The organism is Streptomyces sp. A 4/2 (assembly GCF_940670765.1).
In the GTDB taxonomy this organism is placed as follows: domain Bacteria; phylum Actinomycetota; class Actinomycetes; order Streptomycetales; family Streptomycetaceae; genus Streptomyces.
This window is the reverse complement of sequence record NZ_CALNVW010000015.1, coordinates 17,812-40,980: the sequence shown is the minus strand read 5'-3', so window position 1 is coordinate 40,980 and position 23,169 is coordinate 17,812. Positions and strand designations below refer to the sequence as shown.

Annotated in this window: 16 protein-coding genes; 7 read left to right on the top strand and 9 right to left on the bottom strand. The window is 71.9% G+C overall.

Annotated elements, in window-relative coordinates; translation table 11 throughout:
* Nucleotides 1–74: 74 nt before the first annotated feature.
* The 3 genes from NBY69_RS09610 to NBY69_RS09600 form a co-directional block, all read right to left on the bottom strand.
* The gene (locus tag NBY69_RS09610; protein ID WP_250299870.1) at nt 75–776 is read right to left on the bottom strand and encodes a transglycosylase SLT domain-containing protein; all 702 of its coding nucleotides are present in this window, start codon (nt 774–776) and stop codon (nt 75–77) included.
* Between the two features lie 383 nt (nt 777–1,159).
* Nucleotides 1,160–2,482, bottom strand: a complete 1,323-nt coding sequence (locus NBY69_RS09605) for a PhoH family protein (RefSeq protein ID WP_284347915.1) — start codon at nt 2,480–2,482, stop codon at nt 1,160–1,162.
* 500 nt (nt 2,483–2,982) lie between these two features.
* A complete protein-coding gene (locus tag NBY69_RS09600; protein ID WP_250299868.1) occupies nt 2,983–3,744 on the bottom strand; it encodes an isoprenyl transferase in 762 nt (253 codons plus the stop codon).
* A 108-nt stretch (nt 3,745–3,852) separates the two neighbouring features.
* Here NBY69_RS09600 and mgrA point away from each other — a divergent pair, with 108 nt between their 5' ends.
* Nucleotides 3,853–4,890, top strand: a complete 1,038-nt coding sequence (gene mgrA / locus NBY69_RS09595; protein ID WP_266641050.1) for an L-glyceraldehyde 3-phosphate reductase — start codon at nt 3,853–3,855, stop codon at nt 4,888–4,890.
* 123 nt (nt 4,891–5,013) lie between these two features.
* On the opposite strand, the gene NBY69_RS09590 is transcribed toward mgrA, so the two are convergent.
* The 3 genes from NBY69_RS09590 to leuA all read right to left on the bottom strand — a co-directional run bounded on the left by NBY69_RS09590 (nt 5,014) and on the right by leuA (nt 8,388).
* Nucleotides 5,014–5,736, bottom strand: a complete 723-nt coding sequence (locus tag NBY69_RS09590; RefSeq protein WP_250299867.1) for an A24 family peptidase — start codon at nt 5,734–5,736, stop codon at nt 5,014–5,016.
* An 82-nt stretch (nt 5,737–5,818) separates the two neighbouring features.
* On the bottom strand, nt 5,819–6,580 hold the full coding sequence (locus tag NBY69_RS09585; RefSeq protein ID WP_250299865.1) for a class I SAM-dependent methyltransferase: 762 nt from the start codon (nt 6,578–6,580) through the stop codon (nt 5,819–5,821).
* A gap of 65 nt (nt 6,581–6,645) precedes the next feature.
* Complete coding sequence (gene leuA, locus NBY69_RS09580) at nt 6,646–8,388, bottom strand: 2-isopropylmalate synthase (protein WP_250299863.1); 1,743 nt, start codon at nt 8,386–8,388, stop codon at nt 6,646–6,648.
* A gap of 169 nt (nt 8,389–8,557) precedes the next feature.
* Here leuA and NBY69_RS09575 point away from each other — a divergent pair, with 169 nt between their 5' ends.
* Nucleotides 8,558–9,256 carry a FadR/GntR family transcriptional regulator gene (locus NBY69_RS09575; protein WP_250299861.1) on the top strand — a complete coding sequence of 233 codons (699 nt, stop codon included), beginning with the start codon at nt 8,558–8,560 and terminating at the stop codon, nt 9,254–9,256.
* On the opposite strand, the gene NBY69_RS09570 is transcribed toward NBY69_RS09575, so the two are convergent.
* Entirely contained in the window at nt 9,214–9,582 is a 369-nt protein-coding gene (locus tag NBY69_RS09570) for an STAS domain-containing protein (protein ID WP_250299859.1), read from the bottom strand. The genes NBY69_RS09575 and NBY69_RS09570 overlap by 43 nt on opposite strands.
* 279 nt (nt 9,583–9,861) lie before the next feature.
* Between NBY69_RS09570 and NBY69_RS09565 the strand changes: the two genes are divergently transcribed.
* On the top strand, nt 9,862–13,167 hold the full coding sequence (locus NBY69_RS09565) for a right-handed parallel beta-helix repeat-containing protein (protein WP_250299857.1): 3,306 nt from the start codon (nt 9,862–9,864) through the stop codon (nt 13,165–13,167).
* Nucleotides 13,168–13,213: 46 nt separating this feature from the next.
* On the top strand, nt 13,214–14,401 hold the full coding sequence (locus NBY69_RS09560; protein WP_250299855.1) for a S8 family serine peptidase: 1,188 nt from the start codon (nt 13,214–13,216) through the stop codon (nt 14,399–14,401).
* Between the two features lie 90 nt (nt 14,402–14,491).
* Here NBY69_RS09560 and NBY69_RS09555 read toward each other — a convergent pair whose 3' ends face one another.
* Both NBY69_RS09555 and eccCa read right to left on the bottom strand, forming a co-directional pair.
* Nucleotides 14,492–15,223: a TetR-like C-terminal domain-containing protein gene (locus NBY69_RS09555; protein ID WP_250299852.1), complete on the bottom strand. Its 732-nt coding sequence runs from the start codon at nt 15,221–15,223 to the stop codon at nt 14,492–14,494.
* 259 nt (nt 15,224–15,482) lie between these two features.
* A complete protein-coding gene (gene eccCa / locus NBY69_RS09550) occupies nt 15,483–19,514 on the bottom strand; it encodes a type VII secretion protein EccCa (RefSeq protein ID WP_250299850.1) in 4,032 nt (1,343 codons plus the stop codon).
* 218 nt (nt 19,515–19,732) lie between these two features.
* Here eccCa and eccD point away from each other — a divergent pair, with 218 nt between their 5' ends.
* The 3 genes from eccD (at nt 19,733) to NBY69_RS09535 (ending at nt 23,142) form a co-directional block, all read left to right on the top strand.
* Nucleotides 19,733–21,121, top strand: coding sequence for a type VII secretion integral membrane protein EccD (gene eccD / locus NBY69_RS09545; RefSeq protein ID WP_250299849.1), 1,389 nt, complete (start codon nt 19,733–19,735; stop codon nt 21,119–21,121).
* A 56-nt stretch (nt 21,122–21,177) separates the two neighbouring features.
* Nucleotides 21,178–22,683 carry a type VII secretion protein EccB gene (gene eccB, locus NBY69_RS09540; RefSeq protein WP_250299846.1) on the top strand — a complete coding sequence of 502 codons (1,506 nt, stop codon included), beginning with the start codon at nt 21,178–21,180 and terminating at the stop codon, nt 22,681–22,683.
* A gap of 111 nt (nt 22,684–22,794) precedes the next feature.
* Entirely contained in the window at nt 22,795–23,142 is a 348-nt protein-coding gene (locus tag NBY69_RS09535; protein WP_250299844.1) for a hypothetical protein, read from the top strand.
* Nucleotides 23,143–23,169 lie beyond the last annotated feature (27 nt).

Genomic DNA, 23,169 nt, shown 5'->3' with positions numbered 1-23,169 from the left:
CCGACCGTACACGCACGGAGCCCCTCACCGAAGGACGGCGAGGGGCTCCGTGAAGTTGAGCGTAGAAAACGCTTTTAATACCAGGTGTTTGCCTGCCAGAACGTCCAGGCGCCACACGGGCTGTGGTACCTGCCGTTCATGTAGTTCAGGCCCCACTTGAGCTGCGTGGCCGGGTTGGTCTGCCAGTCGGCTCCGGCGGACACCATCTTGGAGCCGGGCAGAGCCTGGACAAGACCGTAGGCCCCGGTGCTGGGGTTGACAGCCTTGTAGTTCCAGCCGGATTCGTGGGTCACGATGTTGCTGAAGCACTGGAACTGGTCGGCCGGCATCATCTGCCGCGCCATCGACTGGATCTGCGAGATCGAGTAGGAGCTCTGCGGCGCGAAGCTGCTCGCGTCACGCGTGGCGGAACGGCTGGCTGCCAGTTCCTTCGCCTTCTCGCGCTCCTTCTTGGCCTTCGCCACTGCCTCGTCGGCAGCGTCCTTCTTCGTCTTGGCGTCCTTGGCGGCCTGGATGCGGGCCGATTCCTCCGCGGACTTCTTGGCTGCCGCGTCGGCCTGCACCGCCTGGGTGTCTGCCTGCTGCGTCAGCGATGCGACCTGGGCCTGCTGGCCGTCAGGGATCTCCGCGAGGGTCGTCGTGTCCGCGGCGGAGGCGGCGTCGATGTTGTCGCCCGCGGGCATCGTGCTGCCCGATGCGACGCCGACAACTGCTCCTACGGTGGTGACCGCAGTGGCTGACGCCACCGCGAATCCCCGGACCGAAATCCGGCTCACACGGTTTCCTTCCAGCAGCGACCGCTCGTGACCTCGCGGACGCAATCGTGCCCCTGGCGCTGTCCTCCCCAACAACCGGTCACGGGAGGCACGGACCCGGTGGGCAACTCCCTTGCGGAAGTGCCGCGTGGTGCTCGGGCGGCATGCGGCGGCAAGTGTTGAGTTGTGTGGTGCTGCACCCCTGAGGGTGTACGTGTGCCGCATGCGGGGCCTGACGGAAGCAAGACTCTGCCCGACTCGGACGCCACAAGGCAAACGTCCACCGAGTGGGAAAGCTCACACCCCGTTTGGCGCACGAGAATCCTGGAGATTGCTGCGCAACGGAGAGCCGCCCGGCTAGGCTCCTGCGCCTTGCCGGGCGGCTCCAACTGGTCAATACCTGGCTAGAGCTGACCATCCTCCAGCATTTCGGTCACCAGTGCGGCGATCTGCGACCGCTCGGACCGGGTCAGGGTGACGTGCGCGAAGAGCGGATGTCCCTTCAGTTTCTCGACCACCGCGACCACTCCGTCGTACCGGCCGACCCTGAGGTTGTCGCGCTGGGCGACGTCATGGGTCAGCACGACCCGCGAGTTGGACCCGATACGGGACAACACGGTCAGCAGGACGTTCCGCTCCAGGGACTGGGCCTCGTCCACGATGACGAACGCGTCGTGCAGTGAGCGGCCCCGGATGTGAGTGAGCGGCAGGACTTCGAGCATGCCCCGGCCGACCACTTCCTCGATCACCTCCCGGCTGGTCACCGAGGAGAGCGTGTCGAAGACCGCCTGCGCCCAGGGCCCCATCTTCTCGGACTCGGAACCCGGCAGATAGCCGAGCTCCTGGCCGCCGACCGCGTACAACGGCCGGAAGACCATCACCTTCTGGTGCTGCCCGCGTTCCAGTACGGCCTCCAGGCCGGCGCAGAGCGCCAGCGCGGACTTGCCGGTGCCCGCCCTGCCTCCCATCGAGATGATGCCGATGTCCGGATCCAGCAGCAGATCGAGTGCGATGCGCTGCTCGGCGCTGCGGCCGTGCAGCCCGAAGGCCTCCCGGTCGCCCCGGACGAGCCGCACATTGCCCTCGGCCGTGATCCGGCCCAGTGCCTTGCCGCGCTCCGACTGGAGCACCAGTCCGGTGTGTACGGGCAGCTCCGCCGCCTCCGGCACGTACAGGGTGTCCTCGGTGAAGAGGAGATCCACCTGGTCGGGTGAGAGCGTCAGCTCGCTCATCCCCGTGTAGCCGGAGTCCGTGATCGCCAGTTCGGCGCGGTACTCCTCGGCGAGTAGCCCCACCGAGGACGCCTTGATGCGCAGCGGCAGGTCCTTGGAGACGACCGTGACGTCGAATCCCTCGGCCTGCAGATTGCGCGCGACCGCGAGGATCCGGGAGTCGTTGTCCCCCAGCCGGTATCCGGCCGGGAGCACGCTGGGATCGGAGTGGTTGAGTTCGACGCGCAGGGTCCCGCCCAGTTCGCCCATGGGGAGCGGGGCGTCGAGGCGTCCGTATCTCACCCGGAAGTCGTCGAGCAGGCGGAGTGCCTGCCGGGCGAAGTATCCGAGTTCCGGATGGTGCCTCTTGGCCTCCAGCTCCGTGACCACGACGATCGGGAGCACCACTTCGTGCTCGTCGAACCGGGTCATGGCGTTCGGATCGGCCAGCAGGACGCTGGTGTCGAGAACATAAGTGCGCCTGTCGGGCATGCGGCGCTTAGTGCTGGTCACCACGGAAGGACGTACCCCCTCTGAGAACGCGCTGAGGTCGGGGAGCGACGGCGTCGCGGGCTGCTGGGACCGGGGCGGGGCCTCCACCAGTACGGAGGCCGGGTCCCGGCCCTCCGCGTCGCCCGCGCTCACCGCACGGTCGTCCTGGTGCAAAGGGCCTCCCGGGCGAGCGGAACTGGGCCGCTCACTGAGATACGACATCCGTGGACCGGACGTCGACCTGCAAGGGGTATTCCCGCGAACGCACACCGTCATGCCAGGGGCGGCCGTCCGGCCGGTGGGTTCATCCGCCGGACACCGGGCAGCCGGGTGCCGGACGTCATGTGCCAGGCGTCATGTGCCGGGCGTCACGTGCCAGGCGTCACGTGCCGGACGTCACATGCCGGGCAACGCGGCCCGGTCCCGGCCTCGTCGGGAGACGGACCGGGGATACGGACACGAAGAGGGGCGGAAGAAGAGGCCGGAGGGAAGGGGCCTGGGAGAAGGGGCCGGGAGTGGGTTCGTCAGGCGCCGTAGCGCCGGTGGCGGGCCGCGTAGTCGCGCAGCGCCCGCAGGAAGTCCACCTTGCGGAAGGCGGGCCAGAAGACTTCGCAGAAGTAGTACTCGGAGTGGGCGCTCTGCCAGAGCATGAATCCGGACAGCCGCTGCTCGCCGCTCGTACGGATCACCAGGTCCGGGTCGGGCTGGCCGCGGGTGTAGAGGTGCTCGGAGATCCGCTCGACATCCACGATCTCCGCGAGTTCCTCGAAGGAGGTCCCCTTCTTCGCGTGCTCGTGGAGCAGCGAGCGGACCGCGTCGGCGATCTCCTGCCGGCCGCCGTAGCCGACGGCGACGTTGACCAGTATTCCGGTGGTGTTCGCGGTGGCCTCTTCGGCCTCCTTGAGAACTGTCTGGATTCCGCCCGGCAGCATGTCCGGCGTACCCACGTGATGGACCCGCCACCGGCCGTCCGCGGCCAGGTTCCGGACGGTGTCCTCGATGATGCCGAGGAGCGGGACGAGCTCCTCCTCGGGGCGGTCGAGATTGTCCGTGGAGAGCATCCAGAGGGTGACGACCTCGACGTCGGTCTCGGCGCACCAGCCGAGGAACTCGGAGATCTTGTCGGCGCCTGCGCGGTGGCCCTGAGCTGCGGTGCCGCCCGATGCCTTGGCCCAGCGGCGGTTGCCGTCCAGGATGACGCCGATGTGCTTGGGGACCTGGTCGTGGTCGAGGCGGCCTTCCACCCGACGTGCGTAGAGCCCGTACACCAGGTCGCGCAAGTTCACTGAGTTCAACCCTCCGTGCAATGGCAATCGCCCGAGTCGCCACAGTACTGCGCAGCGGTCACGGCGGCCCAACCCGGCCTGTCACAAGTACGTGATAGGGAAGGGCCTGTGACTGAATCTCTTCGTTATTTCGCCGCTGATGACCGGTACGACTCCATGGAGTACCGGCGCAGCGGTCGCAGTGGGCTGAAGCTCCCCGCTGTCTCTCTCGGCCTCTGGCACAACTTCGGTGACGACCGCACCCTCGACTCGCAGCGCGAGATCCTGCGCCGCGCGTTCGACCTCGGTATCACCCATTTCGACCTGGCGAACAACTACGGCCCGCCGGCCGGTTCCGCCGAGCTCAATTTCGGCAAGCTCTTCGCCCAGGATTTCGCACCGTACCGGGACGAGTTGGTCATTTCGACCAAGGCCGGTTACCTGATGCACCCCGGTCCGTACGGTGAGTGGGGATCGCGCAAGTACCTGCTGTCCTCGCTGGACGCCTCGCTCACGCGGATGGGTCTCGACCACGTCGACATCTTCTACTCCCACCGCTTCGACCCGGAGACTCCGCTGGAGGAGACGATGGGGGCACTGGCCTCCGCCGTGCAGCAGGGCAAGGCGCTCTACGTCGGTGTCTCCTCGTACAACAGCGAGCAGACCGCCGAGGCCGCTCGCATCCTCAAGGAGATGGGCGTCCCCGCCCTGATCCACCAGCCCTCGTACTCGATGATCAACCGCTGGACCGAGGACGACAACCTGCTCGACACGCTGGAGACGGCCGGAATGGGCTGCATCTCGTTCGTGCCGCTCGCCCAGGGGCTGCTCACCGGCAAGTACCTGAAGGGCATCCCGGAGGGCTCGCGGGCCACTCAGGGCAAGTCGCTCGACCCGGACCTGCTCTCGGACGAGGTGGTGCGCCGGCTCAACGGTCTCAACGAGATCGCCGGGCGCCGCGGGCAGTCCCTCGCCCAGCTGGCGCTCAACTGGGTGCTGCGTGACCCGCGCATGACCTCCGCGCTCATCGGCGCCTCCAGCGTGAAGCAGCTGGACGAGAACGTGGCGGCCCTGTCGGCGGCCCCGCTCAGCGCCGAGGAGCTCGCGGAGATCGACTCCTTCGCCGTGGACACCGCGGGCACCAACATCTGGGCCGGACGCGGCTGAGACCCGGGCCCGGAAACAGGGCACAAAAAAACGGGCCGGTCCGTGGGGGGGGATACGGACCGGCCCGAGGGGGGGTTTCCACCATAACCCTTCGTAAGTCGTGTTCGCTGCCACGGCGTGCCGTCATGACGCTCCGAATCCGCCCAGCAACAGACCGGTGAACGCCCCGGCCACCATGAAGGGGCCGAACGGCATCGAGGTCTTACGGCCCGCCCGCCCCCGCACCATCAGCGCGGCGCCGTAGAGCGCGCCGTAGAGGAACCCGGCGAAGGCGCCGAGCAGCAGCACTCCCCAGCCGTACCAGCCGAGGGCCACGCCGAGTCCGGCCGCGAGCTTCACATCACCGAAGCCCATCCCGTTCGGGTTGATGACGAAGAGCACGAAGTACCCGCCGCCCAGGGCGAGTCCGCCGAGCAGGGCCGCCGTCCAGGACCCCTTCGCGCCGGGCACCAGGGCCGCGGCGCCCAGCAGCGCGGCGGTCGCCGCGAGGATCGGCAGGGTGAGGACGTCGGGCAGCCGCTGCACCGCGCGGTCGACCATCCCCAGCAGGACGAGCGCGGGCGCGAGCAGCACCCAGACGGCCAGTTCGGGCACGGGCCCCGCCGCCGCGGCGAGCGCGGCGCAGCACAGGGCCGTGACGGTGGCGGTGACCGGGGTGCCGGGTCCGTACCATCCGTCACCGGCGCGGGCCGGGCCGAGCCAGCCCGCGATGGGCTGCCCGGAGGGGGTGGTGTCCTGCCACGGGGTCCCGGGCTCGACGGCCAGCCGGTAGGCGGGGCGGGGCAGCAGCACCCCCGCGGCGGCGCCGAAGCAGGCGGCGATGACGACGATCAGCACGGCGGACACCCGGCGAGTGTACGGACGCGGTGGGGTTTCGGTGAGGGCGGGCGGCCTGACAGGTCCTACCGGACGGGCTGCCGGACAGGTCCTACCGGGCGGGCTGCCGGGCCTCGATCAGGAACCGCGTGGTGTGCGCGACGAACGGCCCGTCCGCCTCGATCCGCTCATGGAGCGCCCTGAGCTGCGGCAGATACGCCTCGACGGTGAAGCCCGGCACCATCCAGATCACCTTGCGCAGGAAATAGACGACAGCCCCGATGTCGAAGAACTCGGTCCGCAGGGACTCCAGCCGCAGATCGACCACGTCGAGACCCGCCGCCTCCGCCTCGGCGCGCGCCTGCTGCGGATCGCGGCCCTTGCGTGCCTCGGGCTGCGGGCCGAGGAAGTACTCGACGAGCTCGAAGACGCTGGCCGGGCCGACTTCCTGGGAGAAGTACGTGCCGCCGGGGGCGAGTACCCGGGCGATCTCCGTCCAGTACGCCTTCACCGGGTGGCGGCTGACCACCAGGTCGAACGCCCCGTCGGCGAACGGCAGCGGCGGCTCCTCGGCATCGGCCACCACCACGGCCCCCAGCGGGTGGAGCAGCGCGGTGGCCCTGGCGACGTTCGGCGGCCAGGCCTCGGTGGCGACGGCCACCGGCGGCAGCTTCTCCACACCGGCCAGCACCTCGCCCCCGCCGGTCTGGATGTCGAGGGCGGCCGAGGCCCGGCCCATCCGCTCCCCCATCGCGCGGGCGTACCCCCAGGAGGGGCGCTGCTCGGTGGCGCGCCCCTCCAGCCAGGAGAAGTCCCAGCCGTCGACGGACACGGACGCGGCCTCGGCCACCAGCTCTTCGAAGGTCCTGGACATGGTCACCGAGTCTGGCAGGGCCGGGGGCGGCCCTGCCAGCGGGTTTCCCGGCGGGTCGCCCCGGGTCAGTGTCCGGGGGTCTCCGCCGCCCGGCCCGCCGCGGCGAGTACCGCCCGTACCGAGGCGGTCAGTACGGAGGTGTCCCGGCCCGCGCCCCAGTACGTCCGCCCGCCGATCCGGCACTCGGCGTACGCGACGGCCTGGCTGTCCGGTCCGGCGCCGGTGGCGTGTTCGGCGTAGTGCAGGATGTCGGTCCCGACGCCCGCCGAGGCGAGCGCCGCGGTGAAGGCGGAGAGCGGGCCGTTGCCGGTGCCCCGGTACGGCCGCCCGGCCAGGGTGCAGCTGAACTCGTGCTCGCCCTCGGCCACTTCGGCCGTACGCCAGTCGCCGAGTGGCAGTGGCCCGTCCTCGCCGGGTGCGATGTACGTCGTACGGAACAGCTCCCACAGTTGCTTGCCGGTGATCTCCTCGCCGCTGTCGTCGGTCGCCCGCTGGACCACGCCGGAGAAGTCGATCTGGAGGCGGCGCGGCAGATCGAGTCCGTATCCCGTCTGGAGCAGGTAGGCGATGCCGCCCTTGCCCGACTGGCTGTTGACCCGGATGACGGCCTCGTAGTCGCGGCCCACGTCGGCCGGGTCGATCGGCAGGTACGGCACGGTCCACAGCTCGCGCCCCGCCTGGTGGGCCATCCCCTTCTTGATGGCGTCCTGGTGCGTGCCGGAGAACGCGGTGTGGACGAGGTCGCCGCCGTACGGGTGCCGCGGGTGCACGGGCAGCCGGTTGCAGTACTCGACCGTGCGCCGGATCTCGTCGATGTCCGAGAAGTCGACCATCGGGTCGATGCCCTGGGCGTGCAGATTGAGCGCGAGGGTCACCAGGTCGACGTTGCCGGTGCGTTCGCCGTTGCCGAAGAGGCAGCCCTCGACGCGCTGCGCCCCGGCGAGTACGGCGAGTTCGGCGCAGGCGACGCCCGTACCGCGGTCGTTGTGCGGGTGGACGGAGAGGATGACCGAGTCGCGCCGGGCCAGGTGGCGGTGCATGTACTCGATCTGGTCGGCGTAGACGTTGGGGGTGGCGATCTCCACCGTGGCGGGCAGGTTGTGGATCACCGGCCGGTCCGGGGAGGCGTCCCACAGCTCGGTCAGCCCGTCGCAGATCTCCAGGACGAAGTCGGGCTCGGTGAGGTTGAAGACCTCCGGGGAGAACTCGAACCGTACGGAACCCGCGGCGGCGTCCGCCAGCCGGGCCATCTGCCCGGCCGACTCCCTTACGAGAGCGACCAGTTCGTCCCTGGTGCGCCTCAGGACGACCTCGCGCCAGGTGGGCGCGGTCGCGGTGTAGAGGTGGACGACGGTACGCGGCAGCCCCTCGACCGAGGCGAAGGTGCGCTCGATGAGGTCGGGGCGGGCGGCGGTGAAGACGACGACGGTGACGTCGTCGGGCACGGCGCCCGGCTCGGCCAGCTGCCGTACGAAGTCGAAGTCCGTCCGGCTGGCCGACGGGTAGCCGACCTCGATCTCCTTGAACCCCATGGCCACGAGCAGGTCGAACATCCGGCGCTTGCGGGCCGGGTCCATCGGTTCGGCGAGCGCCTGGTTCCCGTCGCGCAGATCGACCGGTACCCAGAGCGGGGCCTGCTCGAACTGCCGTGAGGGCCAGGTGCGTTCGGCTGCGGTCAGCGGGACGGAGACCCGCTCGTAGGCGGACCGGTAGCGCTGGGACGGCATGGAGCCGGCGCGCTGGGGATTCCATCCGGGAGCGCCGGCGGGGACCGGTCCGGACGGCGTGCGGATCGTCGGGAACTGCATGAGCGGACTTCTTTCTCGTCGGCCTTCGCAGACCGGCAGCACCGAGCCCCGCGGCGGGGTGCCGGTCGCGTCAGGCCCCGCCGCGGCGGCCGAGAAGGAGACCACGCAGCTTCATGCCGGGTACAGTAACCACGAATCAACTCCTCAGACAACCTGAGAGGTAGGGCCGGTGTCGTCACCTCCTCCCCTGGGCGCCCTCCGCGCCAGCCCGCTGGTCGAGCAGGCCGCCGAGCGCCTGCGTGCACAGATCACGGCGGGCAACTGGCCGGTGGGCACCAAGCTGCCCGGCGAAACCACCCTCGCCAAGGAGTTGGGCGTGGGCCGCTCCACCGTCCGGGAGGCGGTGCGCGCGCTGGCGGGCCAGGGGCTGCTCCGGCCCCGGCAGGGCGCCGGGGTCTTCGTCGTCGCCACCGAGGCCGCCGAGGACTGGCCGACGCGGCTGCGCCGGGCGGCGGTCACCGATGTCTACGAGGTACGGGCCATGGTCGAGGTCCAGGCCGCCCGGCTGGCGGCGGCCCGGCGCACCGACGCCGATCTGGCCGCGCTGGACACGGCCCTGGCCGGGCGCACGGCCGCAGCGGAGGCGGACGACGCGGCCTTCGTCGACGCGGACATCGCGCTGCACAGCGCGGTGGTCGCCGCCGCCCACAACCCGGTACTGACGGACCTCTACGAGCGGTTCGTCCCCGCACTGCGCGAAGGGCTCGTGGAGCTGGTGTCGCTGCTGGGCCTGCGCGACCACACGCCGGACCACGGCGCCGAACGGCACACCGCGCTGGTGGCGGCGGTCCGGGCGGGCGACGCGGACCTGGCGGCCGGCGTCCTTCAGGCGGAGATCTCGGCGACGGTGGCGCTGCTGCGGAAGTAACTGTCCAGACCGGTCACCCGCAGCATCCGCAGATGCAGCGGCCGGGTGCAGACCAGGTCGATGGACCCGCCGCGGTCCAGCGCCCGCCGCCTGGCCCGGCAGAGCAGTCCCAGTGCCGCGCAGTCGATGAAGGTCGCGGGGCGGAGGTCGGCGATCACCCGTGCGCCCCGGTGCGCGGTGGCGGCGTCGGTGTGCACCCTGATGCAGTCGGCCGAGACCAGATCGACCTCGCCCCGGAACTCCACCACGGTGAACGGCCCCACCGTGTAACTGCGGGCGCAGGGGCCGGGTTCGGGCAGCGCCCCCGACATGTCCATCACGTCCATGGCAGCTCCCCGGTCGTATCCGCGCCGACGATCGGTCGGCATCAACGGTCAGTCGGCAGGGGCCAGGGCGACGTCACACACCTTAGAAAGCGCTGTGGCGCAGAAACGTGCATGCTTGCCGGGATTCACCTGGCTGGGTGAACGGGCCCCGGGCGGGACGTCGCAGGTCCGACGCCCCGGGCCGGGAGCCGCCCCACCCCGTGCCTTGGCATGATGGTGCCCGGTCGGTCGGCCGTCGGCCCACCGGAGTACCGGAGTACCGAGCACGAGGGAGCCGCTGTGGCGCGCCATCTGATCGTCGTTGACCCGGCAGGGTCGGGCGACCACCGCACCATCGGCGAGGCGCTGAACGCGGCGCGCGGCGGCTCGGTGATCAGTGTCAGGGCCGGGCGGTACGACGAGAACCTCGTGGTGACGAAGCTGGTCACGGTCGTCGCCCACGAGCCGGGTTCGGCGGTCGAGATCGCCCCGCGCAGCGGCAGCGCGGTGCAGGTGCTCGCGGAGGCCGTCAAGCTCTCCGGGCTGCGGCTGGTGGCGGGCGGCGGCGGGGACGAGGACGAGCCGGTGGTGGACGTGCCGCGCGGTCAGGCCGCCCTGGAGGACTGCGAGGTGTACGGCAACTCCTGGACCGCGCTGCTCTCGCGCGACGAGGGGTCGCTCGCCATCCGGGACACCACCGTCAGCAATCCGGCGGGCGCCGGGATCGTGGACCTGTCGTCGCGGACGAGTGTCGTCGAGCACTGCGTGCTGGAGCGGCTGGGCAGTTCGGGGATCGTGGTCGGCGAGGACGCGTCCACCGAGGTGCGCGGCTGCACGGTGCGGGACGCCGGGGGCAACGGTGTGCTCGCCAACGGGCGGGCGCGCGGCAGCTTCACGGATGTCACGGTGGAGCGGACCGTGAAGCCCGGGATCGCCGTGGAGGAGAACGCCACGACGCGGTTCACCGACGTACGGGTCGAGGACTGTGTGATCGGCTTCCACATATCGACGGCCGCGCAGACCGTACTGGCCGACTGCTCGGCCACCGGCTGCACGACCCACGGCGTCACCCTCTCCGGCGGGACCGACCCCGAGCTGAACCGGATCCGGATCGACCGTCCGGGCGGCCACGGCATCGCGGTCACCGGGCGCTCCCGGGGCACGGTCGCCGACGCCCGGATCAGCGGGGCCCGTTCGGCCGGGCTGCTCGTGCAGGACGGGTCGTCGACGACCGTGCTCCGTACGGAGGTCACCGGGGGCGCGGCCGACGGCATCATCCTCACCGGGGGCTGCACCGCCCGCCTCGACCGGGTCACCGTGACCGGCGTCGTGGGGCACGGCATCGTCGTCGCGGAGGGCGCCGACCCGGTGCTGCGACGGGTCGAGGTGACGGACACCGGTGGCCACGGCATCGAGCTGCGCGGCAAGGCACACGGGAAGATCGAGGCGTCCACGGTGACCTCGGCGGGCGGCTGCGGGGTCCACGTCGACGGCGCCCGCCCGGCTCTGCAGGGCACGGCCGTACGGTCCTCCGCGCGGGCCGGGGTGTCGGTCGTGGCGGGCGGCGTCCTCACCCTGGTCGACTGCGAGGTCGACGGAACGGGCGGCGACGGGTTGGAAGTGGACGGCGCCGAGGCCGGGTTGACGGCGATACGGGTCCGGGTGCGGGGCGCCGGACGGCACGGGGCGAGTATCGGGGCGGAGGCGACGGCCGAGCTGACCGAGTGCATCCTGACCGCGGGCGGCGGGGACGGGCTGCGGACCGTGAGTCGGCTGCGGGTGCGCGCCGCGGGGTGCACGATCACCGGCAACAAGGGTGCGGGGGTGCGCCGTACACCCACCGAGGGCGAGCTGGTGCTCGACCGGCTGACCAGCGAGGAGAACGGCGAGCCCGATATCACGGGCGACGCCGACGCCCCGGACGGCGCTCCCGGCGACCCGCGCGGGCCACTCGCCCGGCTGGACGAACTGGTGGGGCTGCGGGCCGTCAAGGAGCAGGTCGCCACCCTGGTCAATCTCAACCGGCTGGCCCGGCGCCGCCGCGAGGCGGGCCTGCCGGTCCCGGCCACCGCACGCCACCTGGTGTTCGCGGGCCCGCCCGGCACCGGCAAGACCAGCGTCGCGCGGCTGTACGGGAGCATCCTCGCCGCCCTGGGCGTACTGCGCTCCGGGCATCTGGTGGAGGTGGCCCGCGCCGATCTGGTCGCGAAGGTGGTCGGCGGCACCGCCATGAAGACCACCGAGGTCTTCGAACAGGCCATGGGCGGCGTGCTGTTCATCGACGAGGCGTACGCGCTCACCCAGGGCGGCGGGTCCTCCGGCGCCGACTTCGGGCGGGAGGCGGTCGACACGCTGGTGAAGCTGATGGAGGACCACCGCGACGACGTCGTCGTGATCGCGGCGGGCTACTCGTCCGAGATGCACACCTTCCTGGCGTCCAACCCCGGGCTGGCCTCGCGCTTCAACCGTACCGTCGAGTTCGAGAACTACACGGTCCCCGAGCTGATCACCATCGTGCGCAAGCAGTGCGAGCAGAACCGCTACACGCTGGGTGAGGACACCGAGCGGGCGCTGGCCGTGCACTTCGGGCGGATGCACAAGGACGCGTCGTTCGGCAACGCGCGCGCCGCCCGCAAGGTCTTCGAGGAGCTGATCGACCGGCAGGCGCTGCGGCTCGCCGAGATGCCGGAGGTCTCCGAGGAGGACCTGACGACGCTGCTCCCCTCGGACGTCGGCGAGCAGGCGGCGGCAGCCATCGGCGCGGCCGAGAGCGAGCCCGCGGACACCACCCGGCTCGACGCGATCATGGCCGAACTGGGCGCACTGGTCGGCCTGGAGGACGCCAAGTCGCAGGTGCAGGACCTGGTCAACCTGCTGGCGACGGCCCGCAGGCGCCGGGCGGCCGGGCTGCCCGCTCCGTCGGTCGGCCACCACCTGGTCTTCGCGGGCCCGCCGGGCACCGGCAAGACGTCGGTGGCCCGGCTGTACGGCGAACTGCTCGGCGCCATGGGGGTGTTGCCCCGGGGGCAGCTGGTGGAGGTGGCACGGGCCGACCTGGTGGGCCGCTACGTCGGGCACACGGCGCAGCTCACCCAGGAGGTCTTCGCGCGGGCGCGGGGCGGGGTGCTGTTCGTCGACGAGGCGTACGCGCTGACCCCGGCGGGAGGTTCGGGTTCGGACTTCGGGCAGGAGGCGGTAGACACCCTGGTGAAGCTGATGGAGGACCACCGCGACGACACGGCGGTGGTGGTGGCGGGCTACGAACGGGAGATGGACCGTTTCCTCGCGTCGAACCCCGGTCTTGGCTCGCGCTTCTCGCGCCGGGTCACGTTCGAGTCGTACTCGGCGGAACATCTGGTGGAGATCGTCCGGCGGCAGTGCGAACGCGACGGGTACGACTGTGCCCCGGAGACGGTGGAGTTGCTCTCCCGGTACTTCGAAGAGGTGCCGCGGGACGAGAACTTCGGCAACGCGAGGTTCGCGCGGCGGGTGCTGGAGTCGATGATGACCCGGCAGGCGGGGCGCCTGAGCACGATGCCGGACGCGGGGCCGCGGGAGCTGCGGCTGCTGTTGCCGGAGGATCTGGTGGTCTCGTCGGTCCGGTGAAGTACGGGGCTGGGGCGGCGCTTCGACAGGTCATAGGATCATGACCATGCCGCCCCGCACCGCACTGCTCCCGGCCGCCGCCCTCGCCCTCCTCGTGAGCGTCTCGGCAGCCTCCCCGGCCGAGGCCGCGGACAGCCCGAGCCTCCCCTCCGTCAGCGCCGGTCCGCCTTCCGACGGCGGCTGCGTCAAGCCGTCCAAGAAGCACTCCGACCTCACCCCGTGGCCCCAGCGGCTCATCGCGCCCTCCCGGGCCTGGCCGTCGTCCCGGGGCGCCGGTGTCACCGTCGCCGTGGTCGACACCGGGGTCGACGAGGCACCGGCACTCGCCGGGCGGGTGAAGGCCGGGCCCGATGTCGTGTCGGGCGGAACCGCCGGGAAGGACTGCATCGGACACGGCACCTTCGTGGCGGGCGTCGTCGCGGCCGGGCAGAAGTCCGGTGTCGGGTTCGCCGGGGTCGCGCCCGACGCGCGGATCCTGGCGATCGGGGTGACCGGCAAGGACGGTTCGGCGACCGCCGACAAGGTGGCCGCCGGGATCCGGGCCGCGGTGTCCGGCGGGGCGCGGGTGGTGGACGTACCGATCGCGCTGAACCGCGGCAGTGCCTCGCTCACCTCGGCCGTACAGGAAGCGGTCCGGAAGAACGTGCTCGTGGTGGCCCCCGCGTACGGGATCACCGACTCGTCCGGGTCCCCGGCCCCGGCCGCCTACCCGGCGGCGCTGCCCGGCGTACTGGCTGTCGCCGGGCTCGCTCCCGGGGGGGGCCCCGACCAGAAGGCCGCGCCCGCGACGGCCCCCGACATCGCGGCCCCGGGCACCAGTCTCATGAGCATCGGGCCCGGCGGTACCGGGCACTTCAGCGGCAGCGGGGCGGACCTGGCGACCGGGTTCGTGGCCGGTACGGCCGCGCTGGTGGACGGCTACCGTCCCGGCCTGACCGTCCAGCAGCTCACGGACCGGCTGACGTCGACGGCGTACCCGAGCCCCGGGCTCCGCGCGCTGACGGGCGCCGGGACGGTCGACCCGGCGGGCGCGGTGACGGCCGTACTGCCCTCGTCGGCGCCCCGCCCCGCGAAGCCCGCGCCCGCCCCGCAGCTCGCGGCCAGTACCGGCGACAGCGCCCATGCGGGCGCCGTCGCGGTGGCCGGGGGCGCGGCGGGCATCGTCGCGCTGACGGCCTTCTTCGCGGTGGTGCTGCCGCGCGCCCGCCGCCGGGGCTGGCGCGCCGGGGTCTGACGGGAGCTCCCGGGACGACGGGACGGGGAGCCACGCCGGTGGCGGGGCGGGGAGCCATACCGGCGCTCCGTACCGCCACCGCTGTCGGGCTCACCCCCGCGGCAGCCCCATGAACACCCCCATGGACTCCGCGGTGTGGGCGAAGAACGCCTCCGGGTCGGCGGCGACACCGGCGATGTGCCCGTTGACCTCGAAGCCGACCATGCCGTGCAGTTGGGTCCAGGCAGTCAGCAAGCGGGCGATGGTCTGGTCCGGGAGGCCGCTGAGCAGACCCTCGGCGAGGGGTGCGATGTTGCGCCGCATGCCCTCCGACGGTTCCGGGTCGCCCGCGTAGGTGTCGAGCACCCCTGTCTCCTGGGCCTCCCGCAGCGTGCCCAGGAGCGCGAGGACGGTGCGGGCTCCGGCCACCATGGTCTCCGGGGGCGCGACGTATCCCGGCACCGGTGACCCCCAGATGAGGGTGTACTCGTCGGGGTGGTCCAGTGCCCACCGCCGTACCCCCAGGCAGATGGCCGTCCAGCGCCCGAGCAGCCCGACGCCCTCGGCCCTCGCCCGCTCGGCCCCGGCCTCGGCGGCATCACTCATCGCGTTGTAGGCGCCCAGGACCAGATCGCTCAGCAGGTCCCACTCGCCGGGGAACTCCTCGTGCGCGAGGCCCTGTTCGACGCCCGCTTCCTGGGCCAGCCCGTCGAGACCGAGAGCGACCCGGCGCCGCTCGGGCAGCCGGCCCAGCGCGGCCCGGCGCAGCGCGCCCCTCGCGTCCTCTCCGATCGGGGATCCGGCCGATCCGGCTGCCGTGTCCGGTCCTTCGGTGACGCCCATCCGGCGCATCCTCTCTTCGCGGTGTCCGCGTGTTCGTTCTTCGGTTTCCCGGCCGGTCGTGCGCCGGGGACGTGCCAGGGCGCCCGCCGCCGTACGAACCGGCGGCGGGCGCACCTGGCAACAGGAGATCACGCCCCGCTGACACGGCGCTGACATCACACGGGATCGCGCACCTCTCCGGGCGCCGGATCCGTACGCAGCGGAGTCCGGATCCCAAGTCGGCTTCCTGCTGCGCCTGTTGCTCCGCCCACGTCCCTGCCTACTGCTCGGCGGGCCCCGTCGCTTCCTCCGCCTCCTCGCCGCGCAGCGCCGTCTGCACCTGCACCGTGTTGCGGCGCGTGATGTACAGACCGCGTCCGGGCGGGAGCAGACGGGGCTTCGTACCGGTGACGATCTGCCCCTCGGCGGGCGGGCAGGACAGCTGTACGACCGGGGTGTTGGCCTCGACGAGCCGGCGCAGCAGCTGATCCGACATCATCGAGCGGGACGCGCCGTTGGCGCTGCGGGCCACGATCAGGTGCAGTCCCACCTCGGCGCCCTGGGCGAGATACGGCAGCAGCGGCGCGAACGGGTCGGGACCGCCGCTCCCGATCAGTTCGTAGTCGTCCACGACCACGAACAGCCTCGGCCCCTTCCACCAGTCGCGCAGCTTCAGCCGCTCCGGTGCGATGTCCGGTCCCGGCACCCGGTCCGCCATGGCGCGGGCCGAACCGGAGACCATCTCCTGGAGCTGGGCCGGGCCGACGGCGTACCCGAGGCGGTAGGGCTCGGGTACGGCCCCGGCCAGGCGGCGCCGGTAGTCGGTGACCATGACCCGGGCCTCGGCGGGCCCGTACCGCTTGGTGACGGCTTCGCAGACCAGCGCGAGCAGGTTGGTCTTGCCCGACTCCGCGTCGCCGACCACGACCAGGTGCGGGTTCTCCTCGAAGTCGTGGTGGAAGATGTCCAGTTGGACGTCCCGGATACCGATGGGGACGCGCAGGTCGCCGTCCGGCTCGGGCAGTTCGGACGCGGGCAACGTGAGCGGCAGCATCCGGACGGGGGGCGCCTTGGGCCCGTCCCACCCGGCGGCCGTCTCGCGGACCAGCGCGTCGACGCCGTCCGAGAGGGTGTCGACGGAGGAGTCCCCGTCGATACGGGGCAGCGCGGTCAGGAAGTGCAGTTGCTCGTCGGTGAGCCCCCGGCCGGGGACCTTCGGCACGGTCGCCGCGGCCCGCATGTTGATCGCGGAGTCGACGGGGTCACCGAGCCGCAGCTCGAAGCGCGTGCCGAGCTGGTCGCGCAGGGCGCTCCCGATCTCGCCCCAGCGGGTCGCGGCGATGATGAGGTGGACTCCGAAGTTGAGCCCGCGGGACGCGATGAGGGTGAAGGTCGGCACCAGGTCCATGAAGTCCTGGCGGATCGTGTTCCAGCCGTCGACGACGAGGAACACGTCGCCGTACGGGTCGTCGGCGAACTCACCGGCCGCGCGCTTGCGCCGGTAGTCGGCCATGGAGCCGAAACCGTGATCGGCGAACTGCCGCTCGCGGCGGGCGATCAGCCCGGTGATCTCGGCGACGGTGCGCAGCAGCCGCTCCGGGTCGAGGCGGCCGGTGACGCCACCGACGTGCGGGAGTCCGGAGAGCGCGGAGAGCCCGCCGCCACCCAGGTCCAGGCAGTAGAACTGCACCTCGCGCGGGGTGTGGGTGCGGGCGATGGCGGTGATGAGCGTACGGACGAGAGTGGTCTTGCCGCTCTGCGGGCCGCCGCCGATGCCGACGTGCCCGCCCGCACCGGAGAGATCGGCGATCAGCTCGTCGCGGCGCTGGTCGAACGGCCGGTCCACGATGCCGACCGGCACGGTGAGCCGGCGCGCGGCGGGTGAGCCGGGCGGGGGCAGCAGCAGGTCGAGCGTGGGCGGTTCGGTGAGCGGGGGCAGCCACACCTGGTGGGCGTGCGGGCCCGACTCCTCCAGCCGCTCGACGGCGATGGTGAGCAGGCTGGCGGACGCTTCCTCGGCCGCGGCCGTCTCGGCTTCCGCTCCCGCCAGCTCACTTGCGCTCTGCGGGAGTTGGCGGGGCGGCACCCAGCCCGCCTGGAACGGCACCACCTGTCCGGCGACGACCGCCTGGCGTACCGCGGGGCGGATGACCCGGTACGGCCCGGAGACGAATGCGGCCTTGAACCGGGTGAGCGTGCCGACGTCGTTCTTCAGCAGGCCGCTGCCCGGCTGGGGCGGCAGCTCGTACGCGTCCGGGACACCGAGCACACCGCGGCTCTCCATCGCGGAGAACGTCCGCAGCCCCACCCGGTAGGAGAGATGGGACTCCAGCTGGTGGATGCGGCCCTCGTCGAGCCGCTGCGAGGCGAGCAGCAGATGCACGCCGAGGGATCGGCCGAGCCGTCCGATCATGACGAACAGGTCGAGGAAGTCCCGGTGGGCGGCGAGGAGTTCACTGAACTCGTCGACGACGACGAAGAGCGTGGGCAGCGGCGCGAGGTCGGCGCCGCCTTCGCGGGCCTTCTCGTACTCCATGAGCGAGGCGTAGTTGCCCGCCTTGCGCAGGAGCTCCTGGCGGCGCATGAGTTCGCCGTGCAGGGCGTCGCGCATACGGTCCACGAGCGCCGTCTCGTCGGCGAGGTTGGTGATGACCGCGGAGGTGTGCGGCAGCCTGTCGAGGCCGAGGAAGGTCGCACCGCCCTTGAAGTCGACGAGTACGAAGTTGAGCGTCTCGGACGAGTGGGTGAGTGCGAGGCCGAGCACCAGGGTGCGCAGCAGTTCCGACTTGCCCGATCCGGTGGCGCCGATGAGCATGCCGTGCGGGCCCATCCCGCCCTGCGCCGACTCCTTGATGTCCAGGGCGACCTGGCTGCCGTCTGCGGCGAGTCCGATGGGGACGCGCAGCCGGTCGCCGGGGGCGCGCCGTTCGTGCAGCCGGGTGAGGTCCGCGGAGTGCAGGTCGTGGATGCCGAGCAGACCGGTCAGCTCCATGTCCTCCTGGAGCGGCTGCTCGGAGCGGGCGGTGGCGCCCAGCCGGAAGGGGGCCACGGCCGAGGCCAGGGCGCGGGCGGCGCGCGGGCCGAGGGTCTCGGGCCGGCCCACGGAGGTCTCGACGGTCTTGCCGTCCGCGTCGGTGGTGACCATCGAGAGGTCGCCGGGGGTGACACGGAAGCGGAGTGAGCCGCGTTCGGGGGCGTCGTCGAGGACCCCGCGTACGTCGAGGACCAGGGCATTGCGGTAGCCGGCCCCGGCTATGCGCGCCCCCGCGGGGACCGCGGCGGTGTCCAGGACGATGACCGTGTACGGCTCGTCGCGGCTCGGCTCGGCGCCCGGCTCGAAGGGCGGGCGCCCGCCGAACTCCTCACCCAGCAGCGGTTCCAGTTCGGAGACGGCTTCGGCGACGAGGCGGGCGCTGCCCACGCCGTCGGTGTCGGACGTGTGCTGGGCGTGCGGCAGCCACTTCACCCACTCCCAGCCGGGGAGCGCACCGCCGTCGGCGACGACCACGACGGCGAGATCCTCCGGGGCGTGCAGGACGGCGAGCTGGCAGACCATGGCGCGGACGGCGCCGCGGGCGGTCTCCAGGTTCCGCTCGGCAGCCGCGGCGTGGTCGGTGCCGGGGGGCCCGGTCTCCTCCCCGTCCTTGCTGCCGGACAGCAGGATCACCCGGGCGAAGGAGCGCATCCGGACCGCGATCGGCTGGCCCGGTACCGTCGAGTACGCCCGGATGAAGCGGCGCAGCGCGTGGGCGCAGAGCGGTTCGAGGTCCTCGACGGGCTTGGTGGACAGCGGGTTGAGGGTGAGCGCGAGCTGACGGGTGCCGGTGGCGACCCGGATCTCGGCGAAGTCCTCATGGGTGGTGCGGCGTTCCCAGAGCCGTCCGCCGCGCGCCAGTGAGACGAGCGAGCCCGGCTCGGGGTGGTGCCAGGCATCGGCGCGCCGCTGCTCGTCGATGGCCTTGCGGATACGGCGGCGGCTGGTGGCGAGGTAGCGCAGGTAGTCGCGCCGCTCACCGCGCAGCCGTCGCTTGCGGTCACCGGCCGCGCGGATGAACTGGCTGATCAGCATGCCCACTGCGGACAGCAGCATCATCCCGATCGCGACCCACATCAGGATGCCGCTGCTCTCGCCGGGCCTGATGAAGATCAGTACCATGCCGAGCGAGCTCAACGCCATGGGCAGATAGGTGATGACGCCGCTCATGGCGCTCTGGGACTCGGGCAGTGCGGGTGGTTCCTGGAGGGTCAGCTCGCCCTGCGGCAGCTGAGGGCCCGGCCGGCGCGGCGGGCGCCGGAACGTGACGGTGCTCAAGAGGGCTGGGCCTTCCTGGTCCAAGGAGACTGGGTTGAATTGCCCGTGGGTTAACAGACGGATACGAAACGGTTGCCCGTTGTGCCGCGCGGCAATTCCATCAACCACCCGGCATTGTCGGCCAAGTGGTTGATCCGAAGATCGGTTCGAACTCACGATAGTGTTCGCCCCGTTCCCGGGTCGACCCGCACCCCCGGACGGGAGAGAATCGAAACGCCGTGAGCGACACCACCGTCGGATTGTGCCGAATAGCTGTAAGAGCGCCTGAAAATTCCTATGAGTTGGGCATCCCGGTCGACGTACCGCTGGCCGATCTCATCCCCGTTCTCGTCGAGTACGCCGGCGGGGAGCTGCACGAGCAGGGCGCCGCCCATGGCGGCTGGACCCTCCAGCGGCTCGGCGCCGCACCCCTCGACGAGGAGGGGACCCCGCAGTCGCTGGAGTTGCGCGACGGCGAGACGCTGTACCTGCGCGCGCGTCATGAGACGCTGCCCGAGGTCGACTTCGACGATCTGGTCGACGGCATCGGCGATACGCTGCGGGCCCGGCCCGACACCTGGCGCCCCGAGCTGACCAGACGGCTGCTGATCGGGTTCGCCGTGGCCGGGCTGACCGCGGCCCTGTTCACCGTCGCGCTGCCCGGTCCTGCCCACTGGCGGATCGCTGCCGCCGCCGTGCTCGCCGTACTGCTGCTCGCCGGGGCCACGGCCGCGTCACGCGCCGTCGGGGACGCGGGGGCGGGCGCCGCCCTCGGGCTGATGGCCGTGCCGCATCTGGCCCTGGCCGGGGCGTTGTTGCCCACCGCCGGGCACGGCGAGTCCGTGTTCGGGCCCCGGCTGCTGGCGGGCGGCGCGGCAGCGGCCGGCGCCGCGGTCCTCGCGCTGGCCGCGGTCGGCGCGTTCGCCCCGCTGTTCCTCGGGGTCTTCACCGTCGCCCTGTTCGCATCGGTCGGCGGCATCGTCTGCGCGGGCGGTGTGCCGCTGTCGCACACGGCCGGATATCTCGCGGTGGGCGCGGTCGCCGCCGGGAGTTTCGTACCGGGGCTGGCCTTCCGGCTGGCGGGGCTGCGACTGCCACCGCTGCCGTCCAGCGCCGAGGAACTCCAGGAGGGCATCGAGCCCTTCGAGGCCGAGCGGGTCCGGGTGCGCGCCCGGCTGGCCGACGCGTACGCCACCGGCTGCACCGCCGCGCTCGGACTGGTCCTGGCCGGCTGCATCACGGCCCTGCTCACCGGGCCCGACTCCGACGGCTGGCCCGCGCCGGTGCTCGCCATGGCGCTCGGACTGCTGCTGCTCCTGCACACCCGGACCGTCGGCGGTGCCTGGCAGCGCCTGGTCATGGCGGTGCCCGGGGCGTACGCCCTGACACTCGCGGCCTGCACGGACGCGGTCGGAACCGGCATGCCGGGACGGCTGGAGGTCACCGGCATGCTGACGGCCGCAGCCGCGGTCACGGTGATCGCCGCCTGGACCGTGCCCGGCCGCAGGCTGGTGCCGTACTGGGGGCGCGCGGCCGACATGCTGCACAGCCTGACGGCACTGGTGCTGCTGCCGCTCGCGCTGCTGCTGGCCGGGGTGTTCGGCACGCTGCGCGGCATCTGGGGCTGACACCCCACCGGCGTTGAGATCCGTGAATCCCGTAGTGAGCCCAGTGAGGAACGTGCATGCAGTCCAGGCGTGACCAGGTCCAGGCCCATATGTTCGTCATGGGCCGGCTCTCCTCCGGCATGCAGCGCGCCGAGCCGGACGCACCCGACACCCCGACCGCCCGTACCTGGCGCGGCATCATCTGGGGCCTGCTGATCGCCTGCCTCGCCGCGCTGGTCACGACCTTGTACGGGCTGATCTCGCCCGGCGGGGCCACCTCCTGGCGCACCGACGGTGCGCTCGTGGTGGTCAAGGAGTCCGGGGCCCGGTACGTCTACATCGGCGGCACCCTGCACCCCGTGCTGAACGAGGCGTCGGCGCGGCTGCTGGCCGGGGACAAGCTGTCCGTCCAGCAGGTCGCCTCGGCCTCCCTCGGGGACACCCCGCGCGGCACACCGCTCGGCATCGTGGGCGCACCGGACGGGCTGCCGAAGGGCGCGCTCGACCGGGGCACCTGGTCGGTGTGCGCGGGCCGCAAGGACACCGGAACCGGCGGTACCAGCACGGTCACCTCGGTGGTGATCGGCGCCGAACCGGGCGGCGAAGGGCTGGGTGCGAAGGACGGCGTACTGGTGTCGTCACCCAGCGGAGGCGTCCAACTGCTCTGGCAGGGACGGCGGTTCGCGGTCGACACCAAACACGGTGGGGCTGCGGCGCTCGGCTGGGCAGGGACCACCGCCCCGTACCCGGTCGGCGATGCCTTCCTCACCTCGCTGGTGGCCGGGCCCGACCTGGCGGCTCCCGACGTGCCGGGCCGGGGCGGGGCCGGTCCCCAGCTGTCGGGGGCGGCGAGCCGGATCGGCCAGCTCTTCACCGCCGACGGCGGCCAGCGCTACCTGCTACGCAAGGACGGGCTCGTACCGCTGACCGACACCCTGCACCGGCTGCTGCTCGGCGACCCGCGCACCCAGGCGCAGGCGTACGGCGGCGGCGCGGTGAACGAACGCACGGTGGGGGCGGCCGACCTGGCCGCCCATCAGGTCCCGGCGTCGGCCGCCGCGGCGCTCGCCGCGGACCTGCCCGCCAAGGCACCGCATCCGGTGTCGGCCACCGCAGGTCAGGACGTGTGCGCGCGGGTCGCCTCCAGCGGCTCCGGGCACACCACGACGGTGGCGCTGGTCGCCGCCACGCAGGTGCCGGGCGGGGCGCCGGACGCCGAACCGGGGGTACGGGCCGGGTGCCTGGCCGCCGACCGGGTCTGGGTCCGACCGGGCTCGGGCGCCCTGGTGACGGCCCACTCCACGGCCGGGACGGGCTCCACCCGCTACCTGGTCACCGACGCGGGCGCCGCCTACCCGGTGCCCGACGACGACGCTCTCAAGCAGCTCGGCTACTCGGCGAGCGATGCCGTACGGCTGCCCGCACCGCTGCTCGATCTGCTGCCGACCGGGCCGAATCTCGACCCGCAGGCACTGGCGCAGGGCGGCATCGTGCGGGCCGACCTATCCGCCACGGAGGGCGCCGGGAGCAAAAGCGTTGCGGGCGCTCCGAAACAATCGAATGAACGATGCATCAATAATTGACGCCAAAGCTCAAGCGAAGATCAAATTCTGATCCAGCAGGGTCAGTTGAGCACTTCTGATGAGTATCGTGGCGACACATGTCCGAATCCTGACCGGAATGAGGCAACCACCATGGTTGACAGCGCGCCTGGACTGTTCAATCGGCAGCAAACAGACATCGACAAGGCCCGCACGGCCCTGGAGAACCACGTGGCCACCATGGCCCGCGCGGGCGCGACCGTGTCGGCGATCCACGACGACGTGCGGATGTCGTACGTCGCCGACTCGTCCAGCATCTTCAGCAGCAAGCTCCAGCAGTGGATGCAGTCGTACAACGACATCAAGGGCAAGGTCGACGCCCTGCACTCCTCGCTGATGGCGGCCGACACCATCCACAACTCCAGCGAGATGGACGCCTCCCAGTACGCGAGCGCGTGGGACGGCGGCGGCAGCGGCTACTACCAGGCCCTGTCCGGCTGATCCTCGGCCGACCCGCCTGCCAGCTCT